This window comes from Dactylosporangium sp. NPDC000555 (genome assembly GCF_040300025.1).
Classification (GTDB): Bacteria; Actinomycetota; Actinomycetes; order Mycobacteriales; family Micromonosporaceae; genus Dactylosporangium.
This window is the reverse complement of record NZ_JBEPDB010000010.1, coordinates 73,464-89,733: the sequence shown is the minus strand read 5'-3', so window position 1 is coordinate 89,733 and position 16,270 is coordinate 73,464. Positions and strand designations below refer to the sequence as shown.

18 protein-coding genes are annotated in these 16,270 nt (G+C 69.4%); 8 read left to right on the top strand and 10 right to left on the bottom strand.

Annotation, left to right across the window (positions count from 1 at the left end; all coding sequences use genetic code 11):
* Positions 1-93 precede the first annotated feature (93 nt).
* The gene (locus tag ABT297_RS09365) at positions 94-1,047 is read left to right on the top strand and encodes a DMT family transporter (protein WP_350546636.1); all 954 of its coding nucleotides are present in this window, start codon (positions 94-96) and stop codon (positions 1,045-1,047) included.
* Positions 1,044-2,282: an MFS transporter gene (locus ABT297_RS09360; protein WP_350546633.1), complete on the top strand. Its 1,239-nt coding sequence runs from the start codon at positions 1,044-1,046 to the stop codon at positions 2,280-2,282. Before ABT297_RS09365 ends, ABT297_RS09360 begins: the two co-directional genes overlap by 4 nt.
* A gap of 58 nt (positions 2,283-2,340) precedes the next feature.
* On the opposite strand, the gene ABT297_RS09355 is transcribed toward ABT297_RS09360, so the two are convergent.
* The 7 genes from ABT297_RS09355 to ABT297_RS09325 all read right to left on the bottom strand — a co-directional run bounded on the left by ABT297_RS09355 (position 2,341) and on the right by ABT297_RS09325 (position 8,277).
* Positions 2,341-2,709, bottom strand: a complete 369-nt coding sequence (locus ABT297_RS09355; RefSeq protein WP_350546631.1) for a hypothetical protein — start codon at positions 2,707-2,709, stop codon at positions 2,341-2,343.
* Between the two features lie 43 nt (positions 2,710-2,752).
* Entirely contained in the window at positions 2,753-3,412 is a 660-nt protein-coding gene (locus ABT297_RS09350) for a methionine ABC transporter permease (protein ID WP_350546627.1), read from the bottom strand.
* Between the two features lies 1 nt (position 3,413).
* A complete protein-coding gene (locus tag ABT297_RS09345) occupies positions 3,414-4,490 on the bottom strand; it encodes a methionine ABC transporter ATP-binding protein (protein WP_350546624.1) in 1,077 nt (358 codons plus the stop codon).
* Positions 4,491-4,503: 13 nt separating this feature from the next.
* The gene (locus ABT297_RS09340) at positions 4,504-5,475 is read right to left on the bottom strand and encodes a MetQ/NlpA family ABC transporter substrate-binding protein (RefSeq protein WP_350546622.1); all 972 of its coding nucleotides are present in this window, start codon (positions 5,473-5,475) and stop codon (positions 4,504-4,506) included.
* A gap of 371 nt (positions 5,476-5,846) precedes the next feature.
* Positions 5,847-6,602 carry a hypothetical protein gene (locus ABT297_RS09335; protein WP_350546619.1) on the bottom strand — a complete coding sequence of 252 codons (756 nt, stop codon included), beginning with the start codon at positions 6,600-6,602 and terminating at the stop codon, positions 5,847-5,849.
* Positions 6,599-7,735: an ATP-binding cassette domain-containing protein gene (locus ABT297_RS09330; protein WP_350546616.1), complete on the bottom strand. Its 1,137-nt coding sequence runs from the start codon at positions 7,733-7,735 to the stop codon at positions 6,599-6,601. The genes ABT297_RS09335 and ABT297_RS09330 overlap by 4 nt, the downstream gene beginning before the upstream one ends.
* A gap of 2 nt (positions 7,736-7,737) precedes the next feature.
* On the bottom strand, positions 7,738-8,277 hold the full coding sequence (locus ABT297_RS09325; protein ID WP_350546614.1) for a DUF3887 domain-containing protein: 540 nt from the start codon (positions 8,275-8,277) through the stop codon (positions 7,738-7,740).
* A gap of 562 nt (positions 8,278-8,839) precedes the next feature.
* On the opposite strand from ABT297_RS09325, the gene ABT297_RS09320 reads away from it, so the two are divergent.
* From ABT297_RS09320 to ABT297_RS09295, 6 genes are all read left to right on the top strand, one after another.
* Entirely contained in the window at positions 8,840-9,640 is an 801-nt protein-coding gene (locus tag ABT297_RS09320; RefSeq protein ID WP_350546612.1) for an ABC transporter permease, read from the top strand.
* Positions 9,641-9,735: 95 nt separating this feature from the next.
* On the top strand, positions 9,736-10,728 hold the full coding sequence (locus ABT297_RS09315) for an ABC transporter substrate-binding protein (protein ID WP_350546610.1): 993 nt from the start codon (positions 9,736-9,738) through the stop codon (positions 10,726-10,728).
* Positions 10,706-11,500 carry an ABC transporter ATP-binding protein gene (locus tag ABT297_RS09310; protein ID WP_350546608.1) on the top strand — a complete coding sequence of 265 codons (795 nt, stop codon included), beginning with the start codon at positions 10,706-10,708 and terminating at the stop codon, positions 11,498-11,500. The genes ABT297_RS09315 and ABT297_RS09310 overlap by 23 nt, the downstream gene beginning before the upstream one ends.
* A 69-nt stretch (positions 11,501-11,569) precedes the next feature.
* The gene (locus tag ABT297_RS09305; RefSeq protein WP_350546607.1) at positions 11,570-12,955 is read left to right on the top strand and encodes an NtaA/DmoA family FMN-dependent monooxygenase; all 1,386 of its coding nucleotides are present in this window, start codon (positions 11,570-11,572) and stop codon (positions 12,953-12,955) included.
* Positions 12,952-13,386: an OsmC family protein gene (locus tag ABT297_RS09300; RefSeq protein WP_350546605.1), complete on the top strand. Its 435-nt coding sequence runs from the start codon at positions 12,952-12,954 to the stop codon at positions 13,384-13,386. The genes ABT297_RS09305 and ABT297_RS09300 overlap by 4 nt, the downstream gene beginning before the upstream one ends.
* Positions 13,387-13,535: 149 nt before the next feature.
* Complete coding sequence (locus ABT297_RS09295; RefSeq protein ID WP_350546603.1) at positions 13,536-14,033, top strand: inorganic diphosphatase; 498 nt, start codon at positions 13,536-13,538, stop codon at positions 14,031-14,033.
* A 56-nt stretch (positions 14,034-14,089) separates the two neighbouring features.
* Here the strand turns inward: ABT297_RS09295 and ABT297_RS09290 are convergent, their stop codons facing one another.
* From ABT297_RS09290 to arsB, 3 genes are all read right to left on the bottom strand, one after another.
* Positions 14,090-14,395 (bottom strand): hypothetical protein, encoded by a 306-nt coding sequence (locus tag ABT297_RS09290; protein WP_350546601.1) that lies wholly within the window; start codon positions 14,393-14,395, stop codon positions 14,090-14,092.
* Between the two features lie 185 nt (positions 14,396-14,580).
* Positions 14,581-14,991, bottom strand: coding sequence for an arsenate reductase ArsC (locus tag ABT297_RS09285; RefSeq protein ID WP_350546599.1), 411 nt, complete (start codon positions 14,989-14,991; stop codon positions 14,581-14,583).
* Between the two features lie 60 nt (positions 14,992-15,051).
* Positions 15,052-16,173: an ACR3 family arsenite efflux transporter gene (arsB, locus tag ABT297_RS09280; RefSeq protein WP_350546597.1), complete on the bottom strand. Its 1,122-nt coding sequence runs from the start codon at positions 16,171-16,173 to the stop codon at positions 15,052-15,054.
* Positions 16,174-16,270 lie beyond the last annotated feature (97 nt).

Here is a 16,270-nt window from a genome sequence, read left to right as displayed (position 1 = left end):
TCGCCAGCCCCCGGCGCGTACCTCCATTGGTCTGGTCGAACCGTCGTAGATCGGCACTTCACCTGAGCCAATTCCGCTCCTAGCGTTCGTCTCATGAACGCGCACCAGTACCGCGTGACCAGCCGCGGGATTCTCCTGTTCGCCGCCATGGGCGTGATCTGGGGGATGCCCTACCTGTTCATCCGCACCACGGTTTCCGAGCTGAGCCCCGCGGTGCTCGTGCTGGGACGCACCGCCCTCGGCGCGCTGATCCTGCTGCCACTGGCTCTGCGCGGCGGCGCCCTGCGCACCGCCGTCCGGGCCTGGCGGCCGCTGATCGCGTTCGCCGTCGTCGAGGTCGTCGGGCCCTGGTACTTCCTTTCCGACGCCGAGCGGCGCCTGCCCAGCGCGCTGACCGGGCTCCTGATCTCGATCACCCCGATCGTCGCCGTACTCGTGGCCCGGTTCACCGGCGACGAGCGCCGCGTCGGCGTTGCCCGGCTCGTCGGCTTGGGGGTCGGCATGGCCGGCGTCGCCGTCCTCGGTTGGGGCGCGGCCGGCGACGCGGACCCGTGGGCGGTCGTGGAGGTGCTGCTGGCGGCCATCGGATATGCCGTCGCCCCAGCCATCGCGCAACGCCGGCTGTCGCACGTACCGCCGATCCCGCTGACCACCGCCTGCCTGGCGATCTCGGCCCTGTTCTGGGCGGGTCCGGCGATCCTGACCTGGCCTTCGACGTTGCCGAGCAGTTCGACGCTGGCCTCGCTGGCCGTGCTCGCCGTGGTCTGCACAGCGCTGGCATTCTGCCTGTTCTTCCTGCTCATTCGCGAGGTGGGTCCGGCCCGCGCGACCGCGATCTCCTACGTCAACCCGGTCGTCGCCGTCGCCGCCGGGGCGGTGTTCCTGAGTGAGCCGCTGACGCCGCGCATGCTCGTGTCCGGCGCCGCGCTCCTGCTCGGGACCTTCCTGGTGACCCGGGCGGTCCCGGCGGCCGCCCCGTCGCCGGAGCACTCCCCCGATCCGGCGAGCACCCGTCAGCGGCGCGCGTCCGCGGAGGTGACGCGGTGAGCGTCACCACGCTGCAGCGGAGGCTGCTGGTCGCGAGCACCGCCGTCAACGCCGTCGGCAACGGCGCCTACCTGCCCGTCGCCCTGCTGCTGCTGGCCGCGGTGACCGGCATCGACCTGATCACCGTCGGGGTGGTCCTGACGGCCGGCCAGCTGCTGGCCCTGCTCGTCATGCCGGTCAGCGGTGTCCTGGTCGACCGGTTCGGCGCCGCCCGCATGCAGACGGTGAACCATCTGCTGCGCTGCCTCGGGTTCGTCGCCTACCCGCTGGCCCACCAGCCGGCACTGTTCCTCGTGCTCGCCACGCTGGTCGCGATCGCCGAACGCGGCAGCCGGGTGGCCGGGCCGGCCCTGATCGCCGAGGTCGTCGACGGCGCGGACCGTGACCGCTACCTCGCCCTGGATCGGGCCTTGAGCAACGCCGGCCTCGGCTTCGGCGGGGTGCTGCTCGCCGGGCTGCTGGCCGTCAACGGCGACACGGCATACGCCCTCACCAGTTGGCTGGCCGCCGTGGCCTTCGGCGTGGCGGCGCTGCTCACCGCGCGGATCCGCTCCGCACGAACCGGCGCCGGCCATCCGGCCGGCCCCAGCATCGGGTTCGGTCAGGTCCTGGCGCACCGCGGCTTCCGCGTCCTGACCGCCGCCAACGCGCTGAGCGCCTTCGGGTACGCCGCCTTGTCGATGCTTGTCCCGCTGTACACGGTGCGGGCCCTGCATCTGCCGGCGCCGCTGGCCGGTGTGCTGTTCACCCTGAACACGATCATCTGCGCGACCTGCGGGATCCCGCTGATGCGGTGGCTACGCTCACGCGGCCTGGGCAGCAAGCGCATCGCCCGCCTGGGGCTCGCCCTGATGTCCGCGGGGTTCGTCCTCATGGGTTCGGCCGTGCCGCTGCGAGCGCACACCGTCGCGGCATCGGCCGTCCTCATCATCGCGATGGTCATCTACAGCCTGGGCGAGGTCGCGCACAGCCCCTCCTCGACATCCCTGGCCCTCGGGGTGGCCACCGAGCGCGACCGCGGACGCTACCTGGCCGTCTACCAGATGTCCTGGGCGATCTCCGCCGCTCTCGCCCCGGCCCTGTTCAGCACGCTCACCAACACACAGCCGCTGGCCACCCTCGCCGGCCTGGTCGCCTGCAACGCGGTCGCGTTCGCCCTGCTGGGCCGCGCCGAGTCCACCTCCGGCACGGGCCCGCACGCGGCCCGCAAGTCGCCCATCGCGGCCGCGGCTTGACTCACCGACCTGTCAGCTGCGTCTCCCGACCCACGAAAGGAGGATGAGGAGGCGCCGCTTAGTCTTTCCAGTCCAGTTGGTGCTCGGGGACGCCGACGGCGCGGCCGTACGCGATGGCGGCGGCGCGGGTCTCCTCGTCGCCGGGGCCGTAGCGGAAGATCGCGCCCGCGTAGACGATGACGCGGTCGGGGCCATCGCGCAAGTCCGCGTACCAGCCGCCGTCCGGTCGGAGCGACGCGGCGAGGGCCTCCGCCACGGCATCCGCGTCGTCCGCCTCGAAGTCGATCACGGTCCAGACTGCCGGCTGGGTCGGCGCTGCGGTACCGCCCAGGTCGAGCCGGTAGACGCGGCGGATGCGGGTGCCGGGCGGCGCGAACTGCGCATCCGGACGCAGGCCGTCCCCGATCAGCGTTCCGGTGATGGTCACAGCTGCCACTCCTATTCGGGTCCGTACAGGACGATGCGCTGCCTTATCGGCGCAGGGCCTTGCGGGCGAGCCTGTTGCCGACGAACTGGCCGGCCTGGACGATGACGATGATGGTGGCGACCGTGATGTACACGACCGGCCAGTTGTAGCGCTGGGAGCCGTAGGTGACGGCGAAGTCGCCGAGCCCGCCGCCCCCGAACAGCCCCGCCTGGGCGGACATGTCCACGACGCCGACGAAGATGAAGGTGTACCCGAGAATGACCGGGCCGAGCGCCTCGGGGACGACCACGGTGAGCAGGATGCTCAGCGGCCGGGCGCCGGCGGCGCGGGCGGCCTCGATGACGCCTGGCTCGACCGCGAGCAGGTTCTGCTCGATGATGCGGCTGACCGCGAAGGCCGCCGCGAGCGACAGGGCGAAGGTGACCGCGTTCGTGCCGATGGTCGTGCCGATCGCGACCATCATGACCGGCTGGATGGCGGTGAGGAAGATGACGAACGGGATCGGCCGCACCACGTTGACGAGAATGTTGACCACGGTGAAGACGAAGCGGTTGGACAGCAGGTTGCCCGGGCGCGTCGCGTACAGCACCAGGCCGAGGGCGAGACCCAGCAGGCCGCCCGCCACGACCGAGATGCCGACGATGTAGAACGTCTGCCAGATCGCCTGGCGGAAGACCGGCAGATTGGTGATGAACTCGTCCACGTCAGCTGTCCTCCTCGGTCACATCGACGCCGTCGCGCCGCAGCGCGGCCAGCGCCGCGTCGACCGCGCCGTCGGGGCCGGTCAGCTCGAACGTGAGGCTGCCGACCGGGCGCTCCTGCAGTTCGCTGATGCCGCCGAAGACGATGTCGGCGGCCACGCCGTACGCGAGGAACGTCTTGGCCAGGGCGGTCTGAAAGCCGGTACGGTCGCGGATCGCGACGGTGACGAGGCGCCCGCTGTGCGTGCGGCGCAGCCGCGCGAGGGTCTCAGCCGAGGGCCGGTCGCGCAGGGCGTCGCGCACGAAGTCGGCGGCCGCGGGGGTGCTTGGGTGCGCGAACACGTCGTACACCGTGCCGGCCTCGACGATCCGGCCGCCGTCGATGACCGCGACCCGGTCGGCCACGGCCCGGATCACGTCGAGCTCGTGGGTGATGAGCACGATGGTGACTCCCAGCTCGCGGTTGACCCTGCCCAGCAGGGCCACCACCTCGGCCGTGGTCCGGGGGTCGAGCGCGCTGGTGGCCTCGTCCGCCAGCAACAACGAGGGTTCGGTGGCCAGCGCGCGGGCGATGCCCACCCGCTGTTTCTGCCCGCCGGACAGCTGCTCCGGGTAGTCGTGTGCGCGGTCAAGCAGCCCCACGAAGTCCAGCAGCCGGGCCACCCGCCGGTCCCGTTCGGCCCGGCCGACGCCGGCCACCTTGAGCGGGTAGGCGACGTTGCCGGCCACGGTGCGGGACCGGAACAGGTTGAACTGCTGGAAGATCATGCCGATGTCGCGCCGGACGTCACGTCTGTCCCCTTCGGACAATGCGGTGACCTCGTGGTCGCCGACGTACACCTGGCCGCTGGTCGGGGTCTCCAGCCCGTTGATCATCCGGATCAGGGTGCTCTTCCCCGCGCCGGAGTGGCCGATGACGCCGAACACCTCGCCCTTGGCGACGTCGAGACTGACGTCGTCGAGGGCCACCACCCGGGTCCCGTTGCTGCCCCGGGTGAATGCCTTGGTGACGTGGCTCAGGCGCACGTGCGGCGGGGCGGGCACGCCGGCCCGCCCCGCATCGTGGTCTACTGTGGACACGATCGGCCCGTGGCTACTTGCCCGCGGCGGCGGCCTGGCCCTGCACGGTCTTCAGCAGCGACTGCAGGTCCGCCGGCGGCACCTGCCGGAAGACGGCGACGCCGCCGTTGGACTTCTGCACACCCTCCTCCACCGTGGCGTCGTGGTACAGCTCCGCCAGCTTCAGGTACGTCGGGTTGTCCTTGTCCGCGGCCCGCGCGACGAAGAGGTTCACGTAGGGCGCCGCGCTCGGGCTCGCCGGGTCGTCCTGGAAGACGGCCGCCGAGCGGGGCAGGCCGGCGCTGGTGGCGTAGTTGTTGTTCACGATCGCCGCCGCCACCGAGCCGCTCTTGAGGGCGCCCGCGGTCTGCGAGGCGTCCAGCGTCACCACGTCCACCTTCTTGGTGAGGATGTCCGACGTGCTGGAGAACGCGGTGCCGCCGTTCTTCAGCGTCACCAGGCCCGCCGACTGCAGGACCAGCAGGCCGCGCGCCTCGTTGATGGCGTCGTTGGGGATCGCCACCTTGGCACCCTCCGGCAGCGCCGACGGCGACTTGTGGTTCAGCGAGTACAGCGGCAGCGGATAGACGGCGGTCGCGCCGATCGGCTGCAGGTCGTCGCGCGCGATGACGTTGTAGTTGGCGAGATACTGGATGTGCTGGAACTGGTTGAGCTCGAGCTGCTTCTCCTTCAGCGCCGGATTCGGCTGGCTGTAGTCGCTGAAGTTGACGAACGTCACCGTCACGTTCAACCGCTGCTTGGCCAGATCCGCGTACGTCTTCCAATACGGCTCCGACGCGTCGGCGACACCGATGCGAACGGTCTGCGAGTCACCGGATCCGCCGCCGCGGGTCGTGGCCACCACGGCGATCGCGGCCACGACGACGACGGCGGCAGCGGCCCCGACCCAGGGCCAGAGGCGACGCCGGCGGGCCGGCAGTTGCGGCTGGTCTGCCCGGTCGGGCTGACCGGGCTGATCGGGTTCGGACGATGTCGGTTCTGACATGGCGATGCTCCGGGATGGGGAGAGGTGCGCGCGGCAATGCGCGCGCCGGGCAAGGAACACAAGGGGCACAAGGACGCGAGGGTGCGCCGCCGAGCCCTATCGGTGGGCTCGGGAGATGGTCTCGGCCCGGCGCCGCGTCAACGACACGGACAGCCGGCAACCCGCGCATGGTCGGACACTCGCCGGCTGGCCGGCAGCGCGATGCGAATGTGGGGAGATGTCAGCACCGAACTCCTGCCCCCTTTCCAGCGCTGGACTCGACCTCGATAATAACCTAGTTCTCCGATAGACAAAATGTGTTCCACGTCCCGTTCGGACTTCACCGCGGGCCCGGCGGCGGGTGCGTCGCCGGGCACCACCCGGCCGAGGGTCTACAGCTCCCAGCGGGTCGATCGCCAGAGCCCACCGGCCACGCACACGGCGGCGAGCAGCAGCGTCACCACGGTTGCCCAGGTGTCTTCGGTGCGCCACGCGGCGAGTTGCAGGTGCCCGGGCAGTGCGATGAATGCCGCGGGCCCGATGTCGCGGATGCCCGGGATCAGGTTGGCGAACGGCACCGCGACGAAGATCGCGCCGAGCGCGACCGCGATCGTGGCCACCTGTCCGCGCAGGAGCATCGCGGCCAGGAAGGTGACCGCAACGGCGAATACCGCGCCCAGACTAGAGATCAGGATGCCGATGGCGGTCGCGGCGGTGGCCGGCGCGCCCAGCAGCAGTGTCGTTTCGTACGCCGCCGCGACTCCGCCGACGGCGCTGGCCAACGCTGCCGCGGCCGCGATCGTCACCAGTCGCGGGACGAGCAGTCCGATCCGGCCTGGCACATGGGTCAAGTAGAGCGCGGCGAGCGGCGGGTTGGCCCGCACCGAGAAGGCAAGGCCGGCGATGACGACGATGACGAGTGTGCCGAGCGTGGTGACGTTGCCGAAGTAGGCGCCCATCCCGTCGGACGGCTGCGGCTTGGTCGTCGTGATCTGGATGTAGCCGTTGCCCGTGGCACCGCTCAGCAGTTGCCCCAGGTATCGGGTGATCAGGGGCTCACCGAAGCCCAGCAGCAGGTAGACCGCGGTCAAGGCGATCCACCGCCCCGTCCGCAACAGCCTCAACCACTCCAGCCGCCACAGGTTCATGGCTGTAGCTCCACCAGGTTCAGAAAGACTGTTTCCAGGTCCGCGCCGACCGGATTGAACGCGATGAGTTCCGCGCCGCTCGCGCTGATCTCGGCCGGCAGCAGCGTCTCGCCGGCGTGCACGCTTGTGGTGTCCACGCGCAGGCCCTGCTCGTGCCGCCGGACCGCGGCCACCCAGTCGAGCCGGCCGAGGCGATCGGCGAGCCGGTCGGCGCCGGCGCGCAGCTGCAGCTGCCAGCTCGGTCGGGTATGCCGGTCCAGGAGCTCATCGACCGGGCCCTGGTAGATGAGCCTGCCCTCGCGTAGGACGCCGACCGTGTCGGCGACACGCTGGACGTCGGCGAGGATGTGGCTGGAGAAGACCACCGCGTGGTCGCGTCCGAGCGCGGTGATGAGGTTCAGGATCTCGGAGCGTCCCTGCGGGTCCAGGGCACTGGTCGGCTCGTCGAGCAGCAGCACCTGGGCGCCGGAGGCGAGCACCACGGCGAGGCCGAGCCGCTGCGCCATACCCCGCGAGAAGCCACCGACCCGCCGGTCGCGCACGGCGGTCAGGCCGGCGAGGGCGAGGGCGTGATCGGTGTCCGCCGTCCCGTTCGGGCTCAACCGCCGGAACAGCTCGACGGTCTCCGCCGCCGTCAGCCACGGCTCGAAGGCAGGCGTGTCGGGGCACAGCATCACGCGGGCCGTGGTGGACATCTGGCCGGTGTCGGGGCGCCGCAGCCCGGCGAGCACGGACAGCAGCGTCGTCTTGCCCGCACCGTTTGGTCCGACGAGTCCGTACACCCCGCGGGCCGGTACGGTCAGATCCACAGCGTGCAGGCCGACGTTGCCGGGAAAGAGCTTCGTTATGGCATGGGTACGCACGGCGGCGGGTTGCGTCACGACCGGCCGCGGCGGGTCCGTGGCAGCCACGGCCGGGGTGGCGGCGAGCGGCGGTTCAGCGGTCGTCGTCCGTTCGGAGCGCCCGATGATCAGGTACAGCACACCACCGAGCGGAATCTGCGCCAGGATGATCAGCGCCCAGACGGCCTTGGGCAGATACCTGGCCGGCCGGCGGATCAGCTGCGCGTAGCAGACGATGAGGAACGCGAGCAGCAGCGCGGCGATCGGGAGCCAGACGGCGGGGTTGCGCATGGTCAGATCGCCTCCGGAGGCAGCACGAACAGGCCGGCGACCTTGCCGTCGGGGCTGAAGCTGACCCGGCCCACCTGCTCGCCGACCTCGAACCGCAGCGGTATGTCGACGACGGTGTAGTCGCCGACCTGGTGGGCGATCGGCTCGCCCATGTGCTGCTCGTACCGCCCGCAACGGCCGGCGATCGCGGCCCACGTCGCGGCGACGGACGCCGCGTCGGGCAGCGCCTCGCCGACCTTGGCGTCGAAGTCGCGGCGCGCCTCCTCCCAGTTGCCCTCGGCGAGGTTGACGAAGAGGGCGACCGCGGCCTCGGCCGCACCGGGCAGCAGAGCGGCGCTCATCGGAGCACCGGTGCGGGGGTCGATCGGCCGGCCGAAACGCTGGAAAGCCGCCTGCCGCGTCGTGCCGAGCACGTCGCCGATCTCCGACCAGGTGTGGCCGGCCTCGCGAGCGGCATCAACGGCGTCGCGCAGCCTGCTCTCGGCCGCACGCACGGCGTCGAGGGCTTGCCGGAGCGCCGGCAACGGCGATGCAACCTCCACGTCGTCAAGCTTGACTTGACGTCGCGCTCGCGTCAAGGAGACCTTTACGACACCCTCATGCTCCCGCAGCCGCCGGGCCGCACTGCGACAGGTCGCCCCGCAGTACCGGCGACGACGACCGGGTCCCGAACGGGACTCCAGGGGCCGACCGCACACTTCACACGCCGCCGCCTCGTCGCTGTTGTCCATGATCACCCGCCTTTTCGTGCGACGTTAGCACGAAAAGGGGCCGCACGGCGCACGTAATCGGCGCGTCCGGCCGCGGGCGTCTCGATCGGACCGCGCCGCGCAGAGTGGGATACCGCCGGCGGCGATTCTTCCGGCCACATTGGACAGTCGCGGGCACGCGCCAGGACCATCCACACCCGCCGAACCACCGACCGGGTAGCCGGCCGCGACGTGGCGCTGACCTGCGATGTTGCGCCAGTCACATGGTCTTGACCTTGATCAACCCGTCATTATCATCATATTCAACCAATCTGAATTGTATGAATAGCCCGCGCCACGCCAGCCCCTGCGGCGTCGGCAGCAGCCGGCTGCATCGCCCGTAGGGAAGGTCGTCTTGAGTTCCATCGCCGCTCGCCCAGGCTTCGCGTGGCCGCGGCTAGGGCTGCGCGTCGCGCCCTGGCTGAGCGTGTTCGCGATCGTCGTCATCTGGATCGCCACGACGGCAAACGAATCGGTCCCGGCGCAGTTCCTTCCGGCGCCGAGCAAGGTCGCCGCGTCCGCGGCGGAGCTTTCCGACGCGGGCCTGCTGTGGTCCTCCATCGGCGTGACGGTCGCCCGCGGGCTGATCGGGGCGGTGATCGGCACCGCGGCCGGGATTCTGCTCGGCGTGCTCGCCGGATTCTCGCGCTGGGCCGAGTTCGTGCTCGACAAGCCGGTCCAGATAATCCGAGCGATCCCGTTCACGGCCATGCTGCCCCTGCTGATCCTCTGGACGGGCATCGGCGAGCAGACCAAGGTACTGCTCGTGGTCCTGGCCACGGCCGTGCCGGTCTATTTCAACACCTTCGGCGGCATCCGCAACGTGGATCGGCGACTGGTTGAGGCGGGAAAGGTGTACGGCCTCACCACATACCAACTGGCAACCCGGGTGCTGCTTCGCGGAGCCTTGCCGTCGGTGTTCATCGGCATCCGGTACGCGCTGGGCATCACGTGGGCGGTGCTCGTGATCGCCGAGAGCCTCAACGCGGTGACCGGTATCGGATTCCTCCTGACGAACGCCCGTCAGTACGGGCAGAGCGAAGTCGTCATCCTCTGCGTGGTCCTGTACGCCGCGCTGGGCCTCGTCACCGATGCGCTCGTCGCGTTGGTCGAGCGCAGGATCTTCCGCTGGCGACAAGCCCACCGTGGCGTATAGACCCCGCCGAACGGGGCCATTCCAGCACATCCCTCAGAAACACAAGGAAGAACACCATGGACGTATCGTTACAGGTCCGCAAGCACCGTCGTACGGTGAGCGGCCTCGCTCTGTTGGCAACGCTCGTGCTGAGCGCCTGCGGCAGTGACCCGGCCCCCTCGGCCGCTCCTTCCGCCGCCTCCTCGGCAACGACCCAGCGCGACCCGGCCGTCGCCCGGGTCGGGTACTTCGGCGGCACGAACCTGTGGACACTGGCACAGAACAGCAACGCGGTATCGGACTCTCTCAAGGGCATCGGCGGGTCCGTCGAGTGGAACGGGCCGTTCGCGCCGACTGAGGCATCCGAGGCGGCCAAGGCCGGCCGGATCGATTTCACGTCGAACTCGGTTGCGACCTTCTTCAACGAGGCCGCCTCCGGCTCAAACCTGGTGGCCTTCGCCCTCAGCCTCAACAACGGCGACAACCAGGGCATCGTCGTGCGCAACAAGGCCGGCATCGCGACCGTCGCCGACCTCGCGGGGAAGCGGGTCGCGGTGAGCACTCCGGGTTCGACGGGTGAGTACGTGCTGCTCGCCGCGCTGGAGTCGGCGGGCCTGAAGGCCGGCGATGTGAAGATCGTCCACATCGCGAACCCGGCCGACGGCGTCTCCGCATTGGCCAGTGGCGATGTCGACGCCCTCGCGACGTGGGACAACTACTTCGCGTCGGCACAGTTGGTCAAGGACACGTCGGTGCTGACCACCAACGCGAAGACGAAGGCCCGCAACTGGAGCCTGTTCGTCGTCACACGAAGCTTCCTCGACGCGCACCCCGCCTCCGTCAAGGCCGTGTTCGACGGGCTCGTCAACCAGGCGAAGCAGATCCGCGCCAATCCTGACATCGAGAAGAAGGCACGACTGGCGAGCGGTCAGCCGGCCAACCTCGTCGACATCGTTCTCGGCTTCGACCCGGTCGAGGTGGTCGCGATCAACGACGAGATCCTGTCGCAGATCAAGGAGGTCGGCGAGCAGACCGTGCGCTTCGGGTTCCGCAAGAGCGTGCCCGACCTGTCCAAGAACTACGTCGATGTCACGACCCTCGGCAAGTAACGTGCTCGAACTGGCCAGTCACGTTTCCCGCTGGTTCGGTGCTCAGCGCGTTCTTGACGACCTGGACCTGACCGTCGAGGAGGGCGAGGTCGTCGCTCTCCTCGGCCGGTCCGGTTCCGGGAAGTCTACGCTCTTGCGCCTGCTCGCCGGACTGGACAAGCCCGACGCGGGCCGCGTCGAGGTACCGGACGGCGTGGCGGTCGTCTTCCAGGAGGCGCGCCTGTTCCCCTGGCTCAGCGTGCTCGACAACGTGACCATCGGGCTGCCGCGCACGTCGACGCCGGCCGCACTCGATGCGCTCGCCGAGGTGGGACTCGCCGACAAGAGCCAGGCGTGGCCGCTGACACTGTCGGGCGGCGAGGCACAGCGAGTCGCCCTCGCCCGTGCGCTCGTGCGAGCACCCCGGCTCATGCTGTTCGACGAGCCCTTCGGCGCGCTCGACGCCCTGACCCGCATCTCCATGCACCAGCTCGTCGTCAAGATCTGGGAGCGGCACGCGACGACCGTTGTACTGGTAACGCACGACGTCGACGAGGCGGTATTGCTGGCGGACCGTGTCCTCGTGCTCCGCGAGGGGCGTATCGCTCACCAGCTTCAGGTGCGGCGAGGTCAGGACGGCTCGGTCCCGGGCGCGGAACTGCTCGCCCACCGGGCCGATCTCCTTGCGTATCTCGGTGTCGAGCAGCTCGGCACGCTGCGCAGAAGGCCGCGCTCGAAGGTGACTGCCGGACGATCGGCCGGGGCGGCCGGCGAGACCGTCGCCGAGGACTGAGCCGAGCCGGCTCCGCGATCGCATTCGGCCACCCACCACTGTTCTTCCGCTCCGAAAGGTGTTTCTCGCATGACCCATCAGCACGTGAAGCTCGGTCTCATCTACAGCGGGATCGGACGCCACTCGAGCGCCTGGCGGCTGCCCGAAGCCGTAGCCGACGGATACACGGATCCGGCGCTGGTCTCCGAGGCGGTCAAGATCGCCGAGCGTGGAAAGCTGGACTTCTTCTTCGTCGGCAACTCGCTGACGAGCTCCGCGCACCGGGGCGAGTTCGCGTACACGGGCAAGAACGTCAAGGTCTCGCACGACCATCTCTTCGCGATCGAAGGCTTCGCCACCATGGCGTATGCCGCCGCCTTCAGCGAGAAGGTCGGCCTCGTCGTGACGTTCAACACGACGTACAACGATCCCTTCCACATCGCCCGGATCACCGCGACCCTCGATCACCTCTCGCGTGGGCGGCTCGGCCTGAACATCGTCACGGGTTCGGACCTGTCCGCCGCCTTCAACTTCGGCCAGGAACGCCATCTGGACAACGAGGACCGGTACGACCGGGTCGAGGAGTTCACCGAGGTGCTCTGGGATCTGTGGGACAGCTGGGAGGACGACTGGCTTGTCGCCGACAAGGAACAGGGCATCTACCACGACGTCAGCAAAGCCCACAGAATCGACCACACGGGCAAGTACTTCTCGATCCGCGGCCCCCTGAACTTCCCCCGGCCGCCGCAGGGACACATTCCGTTCCTGCATCCCGGATACTCGCAGCGCTCGCTGGAGTACGGCGCCAAGTACGCCGACATGCGGTTCATTCACTGGCGCAATGCCGAGTGGAACAAGGCGTACTACGCGGACATCAAGTCCCGGGTCGTCCGCCATGGGCGCGAGGAGGGCGACCACCTCCTCATCTCGGGCATCACGCCCTACGTCGCCGAGAACGCGCGCGATGCGCACGCGAAGTTCCGTGAGGTGCAGGACCTGAACACGAACGTCTTCGTGCCGGCGCTGCTCGCAGACCAGCTCGGGACCGACCTGACCGGCCGTACGGGCGCGGACCGTGTCCTGGAGGCGATCGACCGCAAGCTCATCCCGGAGAAGGCCTGGATCATCGACAACGCGATCGCGAGCTTCGACGACGAGGACATCACGCTCGAAGACCTGACCCACTACATGGGCAACAACCCCATCTCACAGCCCGCGATCGTGGGGGACGCGAAACAACTCGCCGACTTCGTCGAGACCAACTTCCACGAGCGCGCGTTCGACGGCGTTGCGATCTGCCAGCCGTACTGGCCCGGGCCGGCCGCCACGTTCGTCGACCTGGTGGTCCCGGAACTGCAGCGTCGAGGCGTATTCCGAACCGAGTACACGACGTCGACGCTGCGCGAGCACCTCGGTCTCAAGAGCGCGCCGAATCGCCTGGCCGAGCGCGCGCCCGCCGAAGGCGGTGCCGCATGACCAACCCCGACACCGGCAGAAGGCCCTACGCGCTGACGCTGAGGACGACCGATGTGGTCGGGCGCTTCGCGGCGGCCGGCGACGACACGACGTTCACCATCGACAACAGCAAGCTCCTGGAGCACGCCGAGCACCCGGGGACGGCGGAGTACTTCCTTGCCAGCCTCGCCGGATGCGCGTTGAACATCATCGCGGCGCGTTCGGTGGAGTGGGAACTGCCGTACCCGCGGCTGGAGCTCGCCGCGTCGTACCTGGTCGATCAGAACGACAGCACCCGCTTCGAACGGATCGAGCTGAGCTTCAGCTTCGCCGACACGAACGAGGAGCAGAGCTGGCGGTACGTCAACGACTTCAGCGACCGCTGCCCGATCTACAACACGCTGGTGCGTGGCGGTACACCGATCGACATCGAGGTGAAGGCAGCAGGCTGAGCTCGACGAGCCGCGAGGTAAGCGGCAAGACTGGACTGGGCGGCGCGGTTCGGTGTCCACATCGCTGATCCCGCACTCGCCGGCAGCCGCGCGGCGTCACGCGGGGGAACGCGCGGCGCGTCAGTCCGTTGGCCAAGCGGAGGTATCCCATGAACGTCGACATGGTTGTCGAGATCCCGGCCGGGTCGCGCAACAAGTACGAAATGGATCAAGAACAAGGGCGGATCCGGCTCGACCGGACCCTGTTCACCGCCACGGCCTATCCCGCCGACTACGGCTACATCCCCGGCACGCTGGCCGAGGACGGCGACCCTATCGACGCGATGGTGCTGCTGGACGCGCCCACGTTCCCCGGCTGCGGCGTCCGGGTGCGGCCGATCGGGGTGTTCTGGATGCACGACGAGCAGGGCCCGGACGCGAAGCTGCTGTGCGTGCCGGCCGCCGACCCCCGCTGGCAGGCGATCGGCGAGCTGGCCGACCTTCCCGAGTACCAGTTGCGGGAGATCGGCCATTTCTTCGAGATCTACAAGGATCTGGAACCGGGCAAACAGACCGACGTACGAGGCTGGAGAGACCGCACCGAGGCCGAAGCGGAACTCCGCGCGGCACAGCACCGGCACCGGTCAACGCGCCGGATGGCGGCCTGACACAGCGAACGGCGGCCGTCCTGCTCGGGAGGCGGCCGCCGTAGCACAGCGAGTGGTCAATGCTCGTCGTAGTGATCGTCGTGGGCGGCGTGGCGGTGCCCCTCGTGCACGTAGTCCACATGGTCACCGTGCGACACGGTGTCGTGCCCGCAGCCCTCGCCGTGGACGTGCTCATGTGTCTCGGCCGGCGTATGCACGCCCGCCACGGTGCACTCGTCGTAGTGATCGCCGTGTCGATGGTGGGCGTGCCCCTCGTGCAGATAGTCCACGTGGTCGCCATGGACCACCGTGGCGTGCCCACAGCCTTCGCCGTGGGTGTGCTCATGGCCGCCGTGCGGCCGGTGTTCAGTCGCGGTCGTCACCTTCGTGGCCTTCTTCCCTGACATGCGATGGCGAAGGCATGTATGCCCCGCCCGCCCCCCGATACACAAACGCCGCGGGAAGCGGTCGGCGCACGGATCCGACAGGTCGCGCGAGGCATGGAAGCCGAGGGCGAGTTCGCCGCCGGTGAGCAGGCAAACGCGGCAGCCGGTCGGTGATCGGTGGGTCAGCCGGTCGTGCCGGGCAGCTCGGTGAGCAGCCGCTCGACGCGGCGCTTGATCTCGTCGCGGATCGTCCGGACGGCCTCGATGCCCTGCCCGGCCGGGTCGTCGAGCTGCCAGTCCAGGTAGCGCTTGCCCGGAAACACCGGGCAGACATCGCCGCAGCCCATGGTGATGAGCACGTCGGAGGATTCGGCGGTGTCCCAGTCCAGCTTGCGCGGGGCGTTGGCGGTGATGTCGATGCCGGCCTCGCGCATCGCCTCGACCGCGACCGGGTTGATCCGGTCCGCCGGCTCGGACCCGGCGGAGCGGACCTCGACGGTGTCGCCTGCGAGATGGCGCAGCCAGCCGGCGGCCATCTGGGAACGACCGGCGTTGTGCACGCACACGAACAGCACGGTGGGCTTGGTGCTCATTGGCTGCGCTCCTTGAGGGGCTGCGGATCGGCACGGGAGACGACCACGTCGCCGGCGCCGTCACCGGCGGACGGGTACAGCGCCACGACGAGGGGTGGCGTCCGCGTCGGTGGCGGGGAACAGGCGCTGGCGTAGGGCGAGGCTGACGTAGACGAGGGCGACGAGGACGGGTACTTCGATCAGCGGGCCGACCACACCGGCGAGGGCTTGGCCTGAGGTGACGCCGAAGGTGCCGATGGCGACCGCGATGGCGAGTTCGAAGTTGTTGCCGGCGGCGGTGAAGGCGAGCGTGGTGGCGCGGGGATAGTTCAGGCCGATGCCGCGGCCGAGGGCGTAGGAGCCGGCCCACATGATGGCGAAGTAGGCCAGCAGTGGCAGTGCGATGCGGGCGACGTCCCAGGGCCGGGAGATGATGGCGTCGCCTTGCAGGGCGAAGAGGATGACGATGGTGAACAGCAGCCCGTAGAGCGCGGCCGGTCCGATCTTGGGCAGGAAGCGCTGTTCGTACCAGGTTCGGCCGTTGGCGCGTTCGCCGAGGCGGCGGGTGAGGTAGCCGGCGAGCAGGGGAAGGCCGAGGAAGATCAGGACGTTGCGGGCGATGTCCCAGCCGGAGATGTCGAGGTGCGCGCCGGGTAGGTGCAGCCAGCCGGGTAGCACGGTGAGGTAGAACCAACCGAGCAGGCCAAAGACGAGGACCTGGAACACGGAGTTGAGGGCGACCAGGACGGCTGCGGCTTCGCGGTCGCCGCAGGCCAGGTCGTTCCAGATGATGACCATGGCGATGCAGCGGGCGAGCCCGACGATGATGAGCCCGGTGCGGTACTCGGGCTGGTCGGCCAGGAAGATCCAGGCGAGGGCGAACATGACCGCCGGACCGAGCAGCCAGTTGAGGATCAGCGAGGAGATCAGCAGCCGGCGGTCACCGGTGACGGTGTCGAGCCGGTCGTAGCGGACTTTCGCCAGGACCGGATACATCATGATGAGCAGTCCGAGGGCGATCGGCAGGGAGATACCGCCGACCTTGATCGCTTCCAGCGCACTGTTGAGTCCGGGGATGAGCCGGCCGAGCAGCAGGCCGGCGGTCATGGCCAGGCCGATCCAGACGGGCAGGAGACGGTCCAGGCGGGACAGCCGGGCGACCGCCGTGTGGGGTACGGAGGCGGTGGTGTCAGCGGTGCTCATCAACACTCCGGGAGAGATTCGCTGTTGGCGCGAGTGCGGGTGGCCAGCTCGCAGAGGTAGGCGGCGGCCGCCTCGATCGCGTCGGGCAGCAGCCGGC

Excerpts from the sequence above, each read along its gene's own strand:
- ABT297_RS09365 (WP_350546636.1), top strand. The coding sequence starts at position 94 with ATGAACGCGCACCAGTACCGCGTGACCAGCCGCGGGATTCTCCTGTTC.
- ABT297_RS09340 (WP_350546622.1), bottom strand. The coding sequence starts at position 5,475 with ATGTCAGAACCGACATCGTCCGAACCCGATCAGCCCGGTCAGCCCGAC.
- ABT297_RS09335 (WP_350546619.1), bottom strand. The coding sequence starts at position 6,602 with ATGAACCTGTGGCGGCTGGAGTGGTTGAGGCTGTTGCGGACGGGGCGG.
- ABT297_RS09330 (WP_350546616.1), bottom strand. The coding sequence starts at position 7,735 with ATGCGCAACCCCGCCGTCTGGCTCCCGATCGCCGCGCTGCTGCTCGCG.
- ABT297_RS09310 (WP_350546608.1), top strand. The coding sequence starts at position 10,706 with ATGTCACGACCCTCGGCAAGTAACGTGCTCGAACTGGCCAGTCACGTT.
- ABT297_RS09305 (WP_350546607.1), top strand. The coding sequence starts at position 11,570 with ATGACCCATCAGCACGTGAAGCTCGGTCTCATCTACAGCGGGATCGGA.
- ABT297_RS09300 (WP_350546605.1), top strand. The coding sequence starts at position 12,952 with ATGACCAACCCCGACACCGGCAGAAGGCCCTACGCGCTGACGCTGAGG.
- ABT297_RS09295 (WP_350546603.1), top strand. The coding sequence starts at position 13,536 with ATGAACGTCGACATGGTTGTCGAGATCCCGGCCGGGTCGCGCAACAAG.
- ABT297_RS09285 (WP_350546599.1), bottom strand. The coding sequence starts at position 14,991 with ATGAGCACCAAGCCCACCGTGCTGTTCGTGTGCGTGCACAACGCCGGT.
- arsB (WP_350546597.1), bottom strand. The coding sequence starts at position 16,173 with ATGAGCACCGCTGACACCACCGCCTCCGTACCCCACACGGCGGTCGCC.